Source organism: Streptomyces sp. 8K308, assembly GCF_004348315.1.
Taxonomy (GTDB): Bacteria; Actinomycetota; Actinomycetes; order Streptomycetales; family Streptomycetaceae; genus Streptomyces.
The window spans coordinates 1-13988 of the sequence record NZ_SMKC01000177.1 but is presented as its reverse complement, the minus strand read 5'-3'; the positions used below and the strand labels follow the sequence as shown (position 1 = coordinate 13988).

The window sequence follows — 13988 nt, the reverse complement described above, 5'->3', positions numbered from 1 at the left end:
GGGTGGGCGGCGGTGGCCAGGCCCGCGCTCTCCGGGGCGCCGCCGACCGCGCCGCCCACCGCGATGGCGCCGGTGCCGTCGGGTGCGAAGGCGAGGGCGGTGACGGTGGTGAGTCCGGTGTCGGCGGTGGCGAGCACGGTGCCGTCGGCAACGGCGCGCAGCACGACGCGGCCGGCGGGTGCGACGTGCAGCAGCAGCCGGCCGGTGGCGTCGAGGGCGACGGGTCCGAAGGCGTCCTCGCCCTCGGGGACCCGGAGCAGCACCCGTCCCGTGCTGGTCTCGACGACGGCGACGACGTCGGAGCCGCCGGTGCCGACGGCGAGCCGGCGGCTGTCGGCGGAGAAGGCGAAGCGCACCAGGTCGTCCATGCTGAGGCAGCCCTCGTCCGGCTCGCCCGCGCCGTTCCCGCTCGTGGCGGCCGCCAGGCGGGGGACGATCCGCCACAGCGGCTCGCCGGTGCGGGCCGACCAGGCACGCCAGCCGCCCTCGACGGCGGTGACGACGGTCTCGCCGTCGGGGCTGACCTGGAGGTCGTACGCCTCGTCGTGGTAGTCGCCGCCGTCGAGGTAGCGGACGAGTGGGGCGTCGCGCGTGGTGTCCCAGCGGACGATGTCGCCGCCGTTGTGGTGCCATTCGGCGGCGGCGGCCAGCGCGAGCCAGCGCAGCCCGGGTGGGGCGGCGACGGCGGTGACCCCGTTGTAGAAGTAGGCGCCGTCGAGGTGGATGGCGTCGGGGTCCCCGGCGCCGGCGGGTTGTTCCGACCAGTCCTCCGGCCAGTCCTCGGTTCCGTTCGCGGCCCAGTGCTCGGCCGGGTCCTCGTGCGGGTCGTCGCCCCAGTCCTCGGCCCGGTCGTCGTCGCCCCAGTCCTCGGCGACGGGCGCCGGCACGGTGCCGGTCTCCACGCTGTCGAGGCGGCCGAGCCTGCGGGTGCCGGCGAGCGCGTGGTGGGGGCGGTGGTCGCCGCCGACCCACTGGGCCCACCAGTGGTCGGGCATGGGGCGTTGGGCGGCGGGCCAGCGCAGCACCTCGGGGGTGAGCTCGGCGAGTTGCTCGGGGGTGAGGCGTTCGAGCAGGGGGCAGAGCCGCTGCCAGCCGGCCTGGTCGGGGCGGGCGGCGAGGAGCGCGCGGATCTCGGCGGGGTCGGCGAGCGGAGCCGTGGTCATGCGCTGGGCTCCAGCTCGTGGGCGCGGATCTCGGTGGTGGTCGCGACGACCAGGGCGCGGCCGTCGGTGGCGAGGCTCCAGGCGGTGGAGCGGCCGAGGTCGGGCACGGTGGAGAGCGGCCGGGCGGTCAGCAGGTCCCAGACGGTGACGGTGCGGCCGGTCCTGACGGCGGCCCGGGCGCCGGCGGCGCCCCAGACGGGGCGGAGCACCTGGCGGCGCGCGTCGCCCGGCAGCGGGCCGAGGGCGCGGCGGTCGACGATGCCCCGGCCGGGCACGAGCAGCACGGCCATGGCGGCGCCGTCCGCCTCGCCGACGACGGCGAGGGTGGAGCCGTCCGGGCTGAACGCGAGACCGCCGCACCAGTCGAGTCCGGCGGTCCTGGTCTCGGTGTGGCCGGTGGCGAGGTCGAGCACGGCGATGCCGGCCGGGGCCGGGTAGGCGAGCCGGCCGCCGGCGTGGTCGAGGGCGACGGCGGGGCTGCCGGCGATGGCCGGTGGGTCGGTCAGCCGGCGGCCGTCGGTGGCGGCGAGCGCCAGCACGCCGCGGCGGCAGCGGTCGGCGCAGGCGAGGGTGGAGCCGTCGGCGCTGGCGGCGAGCTGGGGTCGGAGGCAGTCGCCGAGCGCGGTGTCCCGCGCCCGGCCGAGCGAGCGGCGCCAGCGTTCGGCCGGGCCGTCGAGCGCCCAGTGGGCGAGCTGACCGACGGGCTGCTCCTCGGTGCCGCTGAGGGCGACGGTGAGCGCGCCGCCGTCCGGGCTGAGCAGCAGGTCGCGGACGAGCCCCGGTTGTGGGCGGCGGACGGTGGGCGGCAGGAGCAGCGGCCGGCCGCCGAACTCGGGGTCGAGGACGAGCAGTTCGCCGAGTCCGTGGAACCAGGGGGCGGTGGTGGCGACGGCGACGCGGCGCAGCCCGTCGCTCGCCGCGACGGCGGCCACGCGCTGCGCGGCGGCCGGGCGCCCGGGCAGCGGGCGGCGGGTGTCCAAGTCCCCTGGTGCGCAGAGGTGCCGAACTGCCATGGCAGGGACCTTAGACCGCGTCGCCGACCGTGCGGGCGGCGTTCGGCAACCTTCTGGCAACGGAATCGCCAAGGCCCGACGTACGGCCGCGCTCGGCGGCAACCTTCCCGGGGGCGGCGGCGACTGTGGCGTATGCGAGAGAGCTCTGGAGGACCGCTGCTGGCCTTCGCGCTCGCCGGCGTGTTGACGCTCGGCGCCGGTCCTGAGGCGGCGGCCGAGGCACGTCCCGAGGCCGGGCCGGCCGCGATCGCCGCCACGTCCTTCGGAGCGCTGACCGGCTGGGCGACGGCCGGCGAGGGCACCACCGGTGGGGCGGGCGCCGCGCCGGACAGCGTCCATGTGGTGGAGACACGGGCGGAGTTGGCGGCGGCGCTGGCCAACGGCGGGGATCCCACGGCGCCCAAGGTGATCCTGGTGCGCGGCTCGATAGCGGGCAACGAGGCGGACGACGGCCGGCTGTTGGAGGCGGCGGACTACGCGCCGGGCTGGGACCTGGAGCGGTACATGGCCTGCTTCGGGCCCGAGGGCACGGAGTGGAGCGACTCCCGGTACCCGTGGTGCGGCGAGCAACGGCGGCTGCGTACCACGGGGTCGAACGCACAGAAGCGGCAGATCCAGCTGACCGTGCCGAGCAACACGACGCTGCTCGGGCTCGGCCGGGACGCCCGGCTGCTCGGCGTCAACCTGTCGATCAACACCGGCCGCAACATCATCGTGCGGAACCTCGAACTCGAGGCGCCCGTCGACCACTTCCCGTCCTGGGATCCGTGGGACGGCGAACAGGGCGCCTGGAACGCCAGGTTCGACGCGCTGTCGGTGGTCACCGGCAGCAACATCTGGATCGACCACTGCACGTTCGGCGACGGGCGGTTCCCCAACGGCGAGGCGCCGACCGGCTTCCACGGCGAGCCGGTCGAGCGGCACGACGGGCTGCTCGACATGGAGGACGGCACGGACTTCGTGACCGTCTCCTACAGCCGCTTCACCGACCACTCCAAGACGATGCTGGTCGGCTCGGGCGACGGACGCGGCGACCGGGACCGCGGCCGGCTGCGGATCACCCTCCACCACAACCTGTTCGAAAACAGCGCGCAGCGCAGCCCGCGGGTGCGGTTCGGCCAGGTGCACGTGTACAACAACTACTTCACCGGCTCGACCGACGACTCCGACTACCCGGTGCAGTACGGGATCGGCGTGGGTCTCGAGTCGATGATCGCCTCGGAGTACAACGCCTTCGACTACGGCGGGCCCGGCGCCTCGGCCGAGTTGGCGCTGGCCAATCTCAACGGGCACCAGTTCTCCGACCGGGGCTCCTGGTTCCGGGGCCGGCCGGCCGACCTGAACGACGTGGCCAGGCGGCAGTTCGAGGCCAGGGCCGCCGAGGCGCGGGCCACACCTGAGCCGCCCGAGTGGGCGCTGCGCGAGTTCACCACGGACGTGGGCTGGGATCCGGCCGACCGGTACGACTACCGGCCGCAGCGCGATCCGCGCGCGGTGCGGGCCACGGTGCTCGCCCTGGCGGGGGCGGGCCGACTCGCCGTGCCGTGGCCCTGGTGAGCGGGCGCAAGCCCCCGGGGCCACGACGTCGGGGCGTCTCAGCCGCGCAGCACCACCGGCAGCTCCTGGTGGCCGTTGACCCCCAGGGACGGGACCCGCACGGGCGGCCGGTCGACCAGGGTGAGGTCGGGGAAGGCGGCGAACAGGCGCCGCAGCGCGATCTCGGCCTCCAGCCTGGCGAGCGGCGCGCCCGGGCAACGGTGGGCACCGACGCCGAAGGCGATGTGCCGGCCGGCCTCGGGGCGGCCGGGCCGGAAGGTGTCCGGGTCGGGGAAGGTGAACGGGCAGCGCTGGATCGCGGCGATCGGGACCAGCACCGCCTCACCGGCGTGGATCACCGCGCCGCCGGGCACGGTCACGTCCTCGGTGGCGTAGCGGAACATGATGTGGCGGGTGGGCGACTCCCACCGCAGCGCCTCCTCCACCACGTCGGACCACGGGTCGTCGCCCGCGCTTTCGCGGGCGCGGACCGCGGCCATGGCCTCGGGGTGGGTGAGCAGCCCGCGCACCGCGTGGGAGATCAGGTTGACCGTGGTCTCGTGGCCGCCGATGACGGTGATCACCAGGTTGCCGACCACCTCCGCCTCGCTGAGCTCCCCCGCGTCCATCGCGGCGACCAGGTCCATGGTGAGGTCGTCCTGGTCGCCGGCGGCCCGTTTGCGCTCGATCAACGCTGCGAGCATGGCCGGGAAGCGCTGGCCGACCGTGGCCTGCACCTCGGCGACGGTGGCCTCCGAGTTGATGGCGGCCACCGAGAGCTCGTGCAGTTCGAGACGCAGCTCGCCGTCCTCGGGGACGCCGAGCAGGTCGCAGATCACGTCGAGCGGGAGCGGGAGCGCGTACGCGGCGCGCAGGTCGGTCTCCTCGCCCGAGGGACGCCCGGCCAGGTCGGCGAGCAGCCGCTCGACGATCTCCTCGACGCGCGGCCGCAGCTCCTTGACCCGGCGCGGCGAGATGGCACGCTGCACGGGCAGCCGCAGCCGGCGGTGGGTCTCGCCGTCGGTGGTGAGCAACCCGCGGCCCTCGACGATGAACAGCAGCGGCCAGTCGGCCGGTATCTCGCCGCGCTGGTAGGCGCCCCAGTGCTCGATGTCCTTGGCGAAGCGCGGGTCGCTCATCACCAGGGACGCGGTCTCGCGGGTGGTTACCGCCTTGGCCACCACGCCACCAGGGAGCGCCACAGGGGCAACCGGCCCTGCCGCTCTGAGGGCCGCTCCTTCGTCTCCGTGGAGGTCGGCTGGGGCGGGCTCGAGGTGAACGGCATCGTGTCGCGTGTCCATCGGGTCGCGTCCTTGGGCTCGGCTGGCGGGCGGGGGAAGGTCACGGGGAGCGCGGCGGGCGTGCGGGCCATGTAGGGCAGGTCCCAGGCCAACTTCTCCCTGGGCACGGCCAGATCGATGCCCGGCAGCCGGTCCCACAGCACTTCGAGGCCGGTCCTGACGATCAACCGGCCCAGGTCGCGGGCGGGGCAGCCGTGGTCGCCCGCGCCCCAGGCGAGGTGGGCGTTGTTGGTGCGGGAGACGTCAAGGCCGGCCGAGCGCATCGTCATGCCGGAGGCGCCGAGACTGACGATGGCCATGTCGCCCTGGTCGAGCCGGTAGGGGCCGAGCTTGGTGGGCTGGGTGGCCCAGCGGCCGAACAGGTTCTGGATGGGGGAGTTGACCCACATCACGTGGTTCATCGCCTCGTCCATGGAACAGCGGTTGGCCAGCACGTCCGCGTAGAGGTCGTCGTTGCTGACGAGTTCGAGCAGGGTGTTGCAGATCCAGGTGGTGCTCGCGCCGCGGCCGGCGACGATCTGGAGCCACACCTCCTCGCGCAACTGGTGCTCGTCGAGCCCGGAGTCCCGGTTGTGGTGGTGGATCCAGGAGACGAGGTCGGGTCCTGGATGGTCCCGCTTCTCCGCCACCAGGGCCGCCATCAGCCCGTCGAGGTCCTGGGCGGCGCGCGCGGCTTCCGGCCCTCCGCTGAGCATCTCGTGGATGGCGGTGCCGGCGGCGAGCGCGCTGACCTCGTCCATGCCCATGAGCCGCATCATCACCAGCAGCGGCAGCGGGAGCGCGTAGTCGGCGAGGATGTCGATCTGAAGCTCCTCGGCCGGCGAGGTGGGCGCCTCGCTCTCCTCCTCGCCCTCGGCCAGGACCTGGCCGCCGGGCAGGAAGGCGTCGATCAGCTGGTGGGCCAGGGCCTCGATCAGGTCACGGGCCTTGACCAGGTCGAGCTCGCCGAGGGCCTGGTTCCCGGCGGCGGCCATGCGGGTGTGCTCGGCCCCATCCGCGTAGAGCCGGCTGCGGCGGTAGACGATCTGCGGGACCAGTGGATGGTCCAACGGCAGCGTCCCCTCGGCGAGATCGCGGTACCAGCGCGAGTCCCGCGCCCAGACCTGGCCGTGGTTACGCAGGATCTCCAGCTGGTAGACGTGGTCGAGCACCAGGTAGCCGCGGAAGGTGCCGTTCTCGTCGAGCGTGACCGGGGCGATGGGCCCGAAGTCCCGGCGGAGTGCCTCGTAGTAGGCCAGGGGGTCCCGGGTGTACTCGGGGCCGTAGAGCGGCGCACTGCGCAGCGGCCAGGGCACGGTCCGCTCGCGCCAGGGGGCACCGTCCGGGTTCGTGGGGGCGGAAGTCGAGTCGGAATCTGACACGGTGATCAGCCTTCAGTGATGAGCGCGGAGAGGCAACAGATGGTTACGGAACCGTTATTTCTCGCCCGCGGCGGGTGAGCGGGCGCCCGGCCACACCGCGGCCGCGGATCCGGTGTCGCCGGCGACGGCGCGGGGGACGCTCGGCGGTTCCGCACAGCGAGCCGGCTGTTGCCGCGCTTCCCGCTCGGACTCCTACGACGGGCCCTGCCGCCATCCACGGCCCCGTCGCCGCGCAGCGGCCAACGCCGAGGCCGGCGGCCGGAGTTCGGCCGCCGGCCTCGGCGGGGTGTGACGGTGTCGGTGCGGCTCCCGTGCGGGGCTACGCGCGTCGCGAGGGCTGACAGGCCGTCAGGCGGTGCGCCGGCCGGGCCTGGGCGGGGCCTAGGAGGAGGCGCGGCGCACCAGCTCCGTGGGCAGCAGCAGGTGAGGGCGGTCCTGGTCACCCTCGTTGATCAGCTGGAGCAGCGCCCTGGTCATCGCCCGGCCCATGCCCTCGGTCGGCTGCCGGACGCTGGTCAGCGGCGGGTCCATGTGCCGGGCCAGCGCCGAGTCGTCGAAGCCGACCAGCGCCACGTCCCCCGGGACCAAGCGCCCCAGCTCGCGCAGCGCGCGCCGGGCGCCCATCGCCATCGGGTCGGAGGCGCAGAACACCGCGTCGAGCGCGGGCCGCCGGCGCAGCAGCTCCCGCATCGCCGCGTGCCCGCTCTCCTCGGTGAAGTCCCCGCCGGCGATCAGCTCGTCGTCCGGCTCCTTGCCGGCGGCGCGCAGCGCCTCCCGATAGCCCTCGAGCCGGCAGCGCGCCGCGTACATGTCGGACGGCCCCGAGATGGTCGCGACAGTGGAGCGGCCACGGCCCAGCAGGTGCTCGACGGCCAGCTGAGCGCCGCCCACGTTGTCGCAGTCCACGTAGGGCACCGGCTCGTTCTCCGAGCGGCGGCCGGTCATCACCACCGGCAGGCCCATCTCGGCCAGCTGGTCGGGCAGCGGGTCGTCACCGTGCACCGAGACCAGCAACACGCCGTCCACCCGGTCGCTCGCCGCGTACTGCGCGAACCGCGCCCGCTCCCGCGGGGCACGGATCAGCGTCAGCAGCAGCTGGATGTCGGTGTCGGCCAGCTCGGCACTGACCCCGCGGATTATCCCCGAGAAGAACGGCTCCGAGAACAGCCTCCCCTCGGCCTCCGGCACCACCAGGGCGATGGCGTTGGACCGGTTGGCGGCCAGCGCCCTGGCCGCCTGGTGCGGCACATAGCCGAGGTCCGCGATCGCCTGTTCCACCGCCGCGCGGGTGCGGTCACTCACCCGCGGGGACCCGTTGATCACCCGGGAGACGGTCCCCCTGCCGACGCCGGCGCGAGCGGCCACCTGTTCAAGGGTCGGCCTCCCGTCACGGCCGGTGCCGCGTCTTGCCACTGCCATCGCATCCCTCCGTTTGCACCCCAGGATCCAACTACATCACGGAATCCCCGACGATCCGCCCTACCGCTTGACACACCGGCGACGGCTCAGGAACCCTTCAACCCATCACTTTTGGGAGCGCTCCCATACCATCGAGACCCTACAGAACCCGTACGTTCCGAGCCCAGGGCACCCCATCCCCCACATGCCGCACCAGCGCTGGGAAGGCAACGTCAGTGTGCGCCAGGAGGACGACCCGTCATGCGCAATGAGGCCATCGCACGTCGACCGCACCGCCGAAGGACAAGAGCACTCACCCTGGGGGTCGTCGCCACCCTCGCCATCTCGACGCTCGCCGCGTGTTCCAGCGACAGCGAGGACGGCGAGGACGGCCAGATCACCTTGCGGGTGGGCGTGTTCGGCCAGTTCGGCTTCGAGGAGGCCGGACTCTACGACGAATACATGGAGTTGAACCCGGACATCAGGATCGAGCAGGACTCGATCACGGATGGCGGTGACTACATCGCCCAGCTGCGCACCCGGCTGAGCCAGAACAGCGGGCTCGCCGACATCCAGGCCATCGAAGTCGGCAACATCGCCGAGATGACCAACGAACTCAGCGACGCCTGGGTCGACTTCAACGAGTTCGAGAACGTGGACCCGAGCCACTTCATGCCGTTCAAGCTGGAGCAGGCCACCGACCCGGACGGCCGCCTCATCGGGCTCGGCACCGACATCGGCCCGACGGGGATCTGCTACCGCACCGACTACTTCGAGCAGGCCGGCCTGCCCACCGACCCGGCCGAGGTGAGCGCGCTCTTCGCCGGCGGCTGGGAGGACTACCTGGAGGTCGGCGAGCAGTTCCAGGCCAACGCGCCGGCGGACGTCTCCTTCGTCGACGGGTCGCCCGGCGTGTTCAACGCCGTGGTCTCCGCCTACGAGGAGCGCTACACGAACGCGGCGGGCGAGACGGTCTACGCCGAGAGCCAGGGCGTCTCGGACGCCTGGGACCTCGCGGTCGACGCGTCGGAGCGCGGGCTGACCAGCCAGCTCGAGCAGTTCACCGACGAGTGGAACCGGGGCATGGCCAACGGCGCCTTCGCCACCCTGGCCGCCTGCCCAGCCTGGATGCTCGGCTACATCCAGGGCCAGGCCGGCGACGCCGCCGCCGGCCTGTGGAACATCGCCGAGTCGCCGGCTCCCTCCAACTGGGGCGGCTCCTTCGTCGGGGTCCCGCAGGCCAGCGAGCACCAGGAGGAGGCCGTCGAGCTGGCGGCCTGGTTGACCGCGCCCGAGCAGCAGGCCAGGCTCTTCGCCGAGCGGGGCAGCTTCCCCAGCTCGGCCGAGGCGCAGCAGCTGCCCGAGGTGCTCAACGCCACCAACGACTACTTCCAGGGCGTCCCGATGGGCGAGTTCTTCTCGGCCGCCGCCGCGGAGATCCCCTCCAGCCCGATCGGCCCGCACGACCTGGAGATCCAGGAGGCCATCACCCAGGGCCTGGTCCAGGTCGACGCGCAGGGCGAGTCGCCGGACGGCGCCTGGGAGAACGTGGTCAGCCTGCTGGACAACCAGCTCGCGGAATAAGCGGACCGACCGGGACAGGTAGATGACTACTGACCACCGCCAGGCCGCGCCCCCCGGCACCCCGGGGGGCGCGGCCCCGCGCCCGACAACCACCGACGACCGGGGGCCCAAGGCCCCGGCCAGCCAGCACGACCCCCAGGCGGCCAAGCGGGCCGCGCGCCGCTCCCGTCGCTACCGATGGGACATCAAGTACAGCCCGTACGCCTTCATCTCGCCCTTCTTCCTCTTCTTCGCGGCCTTCGGTCTCTTCCCGCTGCTGTACACCGGGTGGGCCTCGCTGCACCAGGTGTCGCTCAGCCGGCCCAACGAGATGGAGTGGGTGGGCTTCGACAACTTCACGCGGCTGTGGGACGACGAGTTCTTCTGGAACGCGCTGCAGAACACGTTCACCATCGGCATCATCTCGACGGTGCCGCAGCTGCTGATGGCGCTGGGCCTCGCCCACCTGCTCAACTACCGGCTGCGCGGCAGCATGTTGTTCCGGGTGGCGATGCTCACCCCGTACGCCACCTCGGTGGCCGCCGCAGCGCTGGTCTTCGCCATGCTCTACGGACGCGACTACGGCGCGATCAACTGGGCGCTCGGGCTGGTCGGCATCGACAACATCGACTGGCAGTCGGGCACCTGGACCTCGCAGTTCGCGGTGTCGTCGATCGTCATCTGGCGGTGGACCGGCTACAACACGCTGATCTACCTGGCCGCCATGCAGTCCATCTCCAACGACCTCTACGAGTCGGCGGCGCTTGACGGGGCGTCACGCTGGCAGCAGTTCCGGCACATCACGCTGCCCTCGCTGCGGCCGACCATCCTGTTCACCATCGTCGTCTCGACCATCGGCGCCACCCAGCTCTTCGGTGAGCCCATGCTGTTCGGCGGCGGCGGGGCCGAGGGCGGCGCCAGCGGCCAGTACCAGACGCTGGGCCTGTACCTGTACCAGATGGGCTGGTTCAACCGGCACCTCGGTCGCGCCTCGGCCATCGCCTGGACGATGTTCCTGCTGCTGATCCTCATCGGACTCGTCTACTGGGCGCTCACCCGCTGGATCGGCCGCGCCGCCGGAGAGGAGGAGTGATGGCGACCACCACGGACACCACCAGGATCGAGGCCGAGGCCGACGTCCAGCCGGCGGCGCGCCGCACCCGCAGGGAGCGCCGCGCCGGCACTGCGGGGCGCCAACTGCACGGCGGCTGGCTGACGTACACCATCCTGATCGTCTTCACCATCGGCTCGCTCTACCCGCTGGTGTGGCAGATGTTCGCCTCGTCGCACACCACGGCCCGGCTCGCCGAGCCGACTCCGCCCTTCTGGTTCGGCGGCCGCCTGTTCAGGAACCTCGAACAGGCATGGACCGACGGCAACATGGGCACGGCCATGCTCAACACGCTGTTCGTGGCGGGCGCGATCACGGTCTCGACGGTGCTGTTCGCCACGCTGGCCGGCTTCGCCTTCGCCAAGCTCCGCTTCCGCGCCAAGAACTTCCTGATGCTGCTGGTCATCGGCACCATGATGGTGCCGCCGCAGCTCACCGTGGTCCCGATGTTCATGGCGATCGCCGAGCTCGAGTGGACCGGCCGACTGCAGGCGGTCATCCTGCCCATGATGGTGAGCGCGTTCGGCGTGTTCTTCATGCGGCAGTACCTGGCCCAGGCCCTACCGAACGAGCTGGTCGAGGCCGCGCGGGTGGACGGCGCGAACAGCCTGCGGATCGTCTGGCACGTGGTCTTCCCGGCCGCGCGGCCGGCCATGGCGGTGCTCGGCATGCTCACCTTCGTCACGGCCTGGAACGAGTTCTTCTGGCCGATCATCGCGCTGACCCAGCAGAACCCGACGGTTCAGGTCGCGCTGACGAACCTGGGCCGTGGCTACATCCAGGACCAGGGCGTGATCATGGCCGGCGCGTTTCTGGCCACGATGCCGCTGCTGATCGCGTTCGTGCTGTTCGGCAGGCAGATCGTCGGCGGCATCATGAATGGAGCGCTCAAGGGCTGAGCCTCCAGGTCTCGCCCTGTTGATCTCGTCGGATCAGCTCGCGGCGTCAGACGCGGTGCATCGCAAGGCGCCTCACGCGGCGGAGCCGCACATCGGCAGCAGCGCAGCTCATACCCCGGCCGTATTCGCACGCAGCGCCCGATATGCCGCTCCGCGGCGTGGGGTAACGCAGCGAGGTGCCGTGTATGGCGTCGCGGGCCCGGCGAGATCGGCAGGGCGGGGCCTAAGTTCGCCGGGCGGGCCGCCGCCCGGCCGGCGGCCCGGCACCCCCCCGGCGCGCGGCGTTCGATACCCTCATCCACGAGCTAGAATGGGAGCGCTTCCATGACTGAAAATGACCCCACCGAGGCCAACGCGGGCCTGATCTTCCCCTCGGACTTCCTCTGGGGCTCGGCGACGGCCAGCTACCAGATCGAGGGAGCCGCGCGCGAGGACGGGCGCACCCCGTCCATCTGGGACACCTTCGCCCGCACCCCGGGCAAGGTGCTGGGCGGGGACACCGGCGACATCGCCTGCGACCACTACCACCGGTGGCAGGAGGACATCGACCTCATGGCCGAGCTCGGGCTCGGCGCGTACCGCTTCTCGGTCTCCTGGTCGCGGGTGCAGCCCACCGGCCGGGGTCCGGCTGTGCAGCGCGGGCTCGACTTCTACCGGGCGCTCGCGGACGGCCTGCTCGAACGGGGTATCACCCCCTCGCTGACCCTCTACCACTGGGACCTGCCGCAGGAGCTCGAGGACGCGGGCGGCTGGCCGGTGCGGGACACCGCCGAGCGCTACGCCGAGTACGCCCGCATCGTGGGCGAGGCGCTGGGCGACCGGGTGCGGCTGTGGGCCACCCTCAACGAGCCGTTCTGCAGCTCGTTCCTCGGCTACGGCTCGGGTGTGCACGCCCCCGGGCGCACCGAGCCGGAGTCCGTGCTGAAGGCCGCGCACCACCTCAACCTCGGTCACGGCCTGGCGGTGCAGGCGCTGCGCTCGGTGCTGCCGCGCGACGCCCAGATCGGCATTTCGCTCAACCCGGGCGTCATCAGGGCGCGTTCCGACTCCCCCGAGGACCAGGACGCGGAGCGGCGGATCGACGCGCTGCACACCCGGATCTTCTCCGACCCGCTGCTGCACGGCGGTTACCCGGACGACCTGAAGCGAGACACAGCGCGCGTCACCGACTGGTCCTTCGTGCGGGACGGCGACGAGGCCGCGATCCACCAGCCGCTGGACTACCTGGGCCTCAACTACTACACGCCGACCGTCGTCTCAGCGCCCAACGATGGCCGCCCGGCGGCGCGCAACCACGCGCACGGCGTCTCCGACCACTCGCCGTGGGTCGGCTCCGAGGAGGTCGAGTTCCACCTCGCGCCCGGCGACCGCACGGACATGGGCTGGGTCATCGACCCGACCGGCCTCACCGACCTGCTGCTCCGCTTCAGCCGGGAGGCGCCGGGGCTGCCGCTCTACGTCACGGAGAACGGCGCGGCGTTCGACGACAAGCAGGACGACTCGGGCGCGGTCCACGACCCGAACCGCATCGCGTACCTGCGCGGCCACCTGGCCGCCGTCCACGACGCGATCGGGCTGGGCGCGGACGTGCGGGGCTACTTCCTCTGGTCGCTCATGGACAACTTCGAGTGGGCGTACGGCTACAGCAAGCGGTTCGGAATCGTGCACACGGACTTCGAGACGCTGAAGCGGACGCCGAAGTCCAGCGCGCGGTGGTACGCCGAGGTGGCGTCGTCGGGTCGCCTGGCCTAGCCCGCTCGCCCTCCAGGCGGAGGGCCGCTCGCCCTCCAGGCGGGGGCAGGAAACGTCGGTGCCGGCGGGACGGTGTCCGTCCGCCGGCACCGGCCGCGGTTCCCGGGGAAGCACGCCCCCGGACTCCGGGAACCACGGGCCGTCGGCGGCGCCACCCGGCGCCGCCGACGCGCCCGCACGGGCGGCGGAACGGCACCAGCCGTCCGGTCCACGGCACGGCTTCCGCACCGACGCCACCCGACGCAGCCCGCGGGCGCGCAACGGCACGGACGGCTTGGTGTCGCCGTGCGGCGACGGCGCGAACTGGGTTCACGAAAGCGCAGCGGCCCCGGGCTTCCGCCGGTCGTCCGCGCGCGGCGCCTGCGCGAGTGCCCGCAGCCGCGGAGCGCCGCGCGGCGACCGCGCCGTCACGGCGACCCACGGCGCCGCTTCCACACGGACACCACCCGACGCAGCCCCGCGGGCGGCGGGGCTGAACCGGCGTCCGGGCTCATGACCCGGTACGCACGCCGGCGCGGGTGCCTCCGCCCGGCGCGGAGCGCCACGTGGCGACCACGCCGTCCAGGGACGGCTTCCACACCGGCGACCCGACGCAGCCGACGCAGCCCGCGCGGGCGACGGAAGAGCAACGGTTGGGCCCGCGAGACCGCGGCCCGGACTGCCGCCGGTCGTCCGCGCGTGGCGGCGGGCAGGTCACGGTGGGAGCCGGCCCGATACGCACGCCGGTGCGGGTACCCCGCCAGGCCACGGAACGCCACGCGGCGAATCGACGCAGCCCGCGCGGGCGGTGGGGCCGCGCCGGGGGGCCGGGCACACGGTGCCCGCCAGGCGTGGAGCTGCCGTGCGGCTCGGACTTTGGTCGGGCGGGGTGGTGTCAGGAGAGGTCGGGGG

The 13988-nt window shown here is 73.0% G+C and carries 10 protein-coding genes; 5 read left to right on the top strand and 5 right to left on the bottom strand.

Features of this window, described 5'->3' with window-relative positions:
• On the bottom strand, positions 1-1163 hold a 1163-nt coding region (locus E1265_RS40365; protein ID WP_207931167.1), incomplete at its 3' end, for a hypothetical protein.
• Positions 1160-2176: a hypothetical protein gene (locus tag E1265_RS22430; protein ID WP_132932686.1), complete on the bottom strand. Its 1017-nt coding sequence runs from the start codon at positions 2174-2176 to the stop codon at positions 1160-1162. The genes E1265_RS40365 and E1265_RS22430, both read right to left, overlap by 4 nt.
• A gap of 132 nt (positions 2177-2308) precedes the next feature.
• On the opposite strand from E1265_RS22430, the gene E1265_RS22425 reads away from it, so the two are divergent.
• On the top strand, positions 2309-3733 hold the full coding sequence (locus tag E1265_RS22425; RefSeq protein ID WP_132932684.1) for a pectate lyase: 1425 nt from the start codon (positions 2309-2311) through the stop codon (positions 3731-3733).
• 38 nt (positions 3734-3771) lie between these two features.
• Here the strand turns inward: E1265_RS22425 and E1265_RS22420 are convergent, their stop codons facing one another.
• From E1265_RS22420 to E1265_RS22415, 3 genes are all read right to left on the bottom strand, one after another.
• Positions 3772-4893, bottom strand: a complete 1122-nt coding sequence (locus E1265_RS22420; RefSeq protein WP_243741015.1) for a cytochrome P450 — start codon at positions 4891-4893, stop codon at positions 3772-3774.
• Positions 4878-6374 (bottom strand): cytochrome P450, encoded by a 1497-nt coding sequence (locus tag E1265_RS39460; RefSeq protein WP_243741014.1) that lies wholly within the window; start codon positions 6372-6374, stop codon positions 4878-4880. Before E1265_RS39460 ends, E1265_RS22420 begins: the two co-directional genes overlap by 16 nt.
• Before the next feature lie 381 nt (positions 6375-6755).
• A complete protein-coding gene (locus tag E1265_RS22415; RefSeq protein WP_132932681.1) occupies positions 6756-7793 on the bottom strand; it encodes a LacI family DNA-binding transcriptional regulator in 1038 nt (345 codons plus the stop codon).
• Positions 7794-8033: 240 nt separating this feature from the next.
• Between E1265_RS22415 and E1265_RS22410 the strand changes: the two genes are divergently transcribed.
• The 4 genes from E1265_RS22410 (at position 8034) to E1265_RS22395 (ending at position 13097) form a co-directional block, all read left to right on the top strand.
• A complete protein-coding gene (locus tag E1265_RS22410) occupies positions 8034-9356 on the top strand; it encodes an ABC transporter substrate-binding protein (RefSeq protein WP_132932679.1) in 1323 nt (440 codons plus the stop codon).
• Between the two features lie 22 nt (positions 9357-9378).
• Positions 9379-10428 carry a sugar ABC transporter permease gene (locus E1265_RS22405; RefSeq protein WP_132932677.1) on the top strand — a complete coding sequence of 350 codons (1050 nt, stop codon included), beginning with the start codon at positions 9379-9381 and terminating at the stop codon, positions 10426-10428.
• Complete coding sequence (locus tag E1265_RS22400) at positions 10428-11345, top strand: carbohydrate ABC transporter permease (RefSeq protein WP_132932675.1); 918 nt, start codon at positions 10428-10430, stop codon at positions 11343-11345. The genes E1265_RS22405 and E1265_RS22400 overlap by 1 nt, the downstream gene beginning before the upstream one ends.
• Positions 11346-11669: 324 nt before the next feature.
• Positions 11670-13097: a GH1 family beta-glucosidase gene (locus tag E1265_RS22395; RefSeq protein ID WP_132932673.1), complete on the top strand. Its 1428-nt coding sequence runs from the start codon at positions 11670-11672 to the stop codon at positions 13095-13097.
• Positions 13098-13988: the final 891 nt, after the last annotated feature.

What these genes read in the sequence shown, in the direction of transcription:
- E1265_RS22430 (WP_132932686.1), bottom strand. Translation starts at nt 2,176, where the DNA reads ATGGCAGTTCGGCACCTCTGCGCACCAGGGGACTTGGACACCCGCCGC.
- E1265_RS22425 (WP_132932684.1), top strand. Translation starts at nt 2,309, where the DNA reads ATGCGAGAGAGCTCTGGAGGACCGCTGCTGGCCTTCGCGCTCGCCGGC.
- E1265_RS22415 (WP_132932681.1), bottom strand. Translation starts at nt 7,793, where the DNA reads ATGGCAGTGGCAAGACGCGGCACCGGCCGTGACGGGAGGCCGACCCTT.
- E1265_RS22410 (WP_132932679.1), top strand. Translation starts at nt 8,034, where the DNA reads ATGCGCAATGAGGCCATCGCACGTCGACCGCACCGCCGAAGGACAAGA.
- E1265_RS22405 (WP_132932677.1), top strand. Translation starts at nt 9,379, where the DNA reads ATGACTACTGACCACCGCCAGGCCGCGCCCCCCGGCACCCCGGGGGGC.
- E1265_RS22400 (WP_132932675.1), top strand. Translation starts at nt 10,428, where the DNA reads ATGGCGACCACCACGGACACCACCAGGATCGAGGCCGAGGCCGACGTC.
- E1265_RS22395 (WP_132932673.1), top strand. Translation starts at nt 11,670, where the DNA reads ATGACTGAAAATGACCCCACCGAGGCCAACGCGGGCCTGATCTTCCCC.